Annotated in this window: 1 protein-coding gene; it reads right to left on the bottom strand. The window is 64.1% G+C overall.

Features of this window, described 5'->3' with window-relative positions; translation table 11 throughout:
* Positions 1–248 (bottom strand): GXWXG domain-containing protein (locus AB2B41_RS23670; protein ID WP_367880270.1); only part of this gene is annotated, 248 nt, incomplete at both ends.

The following is a 248-nucleotide window of genomic DNA, read 5'->3' as shown; positions in this document are numbered from 1 at the left end:
AGGTTAAACAGGTCAGACTTCGCGGGCAGCGGCGCGCAGAGGCGGATCGGTAGCTGTGCCGGATTGATGCAGTAACGCCCGGCGAATGGTCCGTAATGGACCTGAGGAAACCCCTCATCGGGTCTTTCATAGTCCTTGCCGTGCCAGCGCGCGGCCTCAAGCATCCCGTCGAGATCATGGCCGGTGTCGATCCCCTCGCCCCGCCAGCGGCCCAGCATCTCCTCCACGCTCACCGTCCCGAGCGTATC

Source organism: Sulfitobacter sediminis, assembly GCF_040811725.1.
GTDB lineage: Bacteria > Pseudomonadota > Alphaproteobacteria > Rhodobacterales > Rhodobacteraceae > Sulfitobacter > Sulfitobacter sediminis.
Note: the sequence above shows the minus strand (reverse complement) of the source record. Positions and strands in the feature narration are given on the sequence as shown.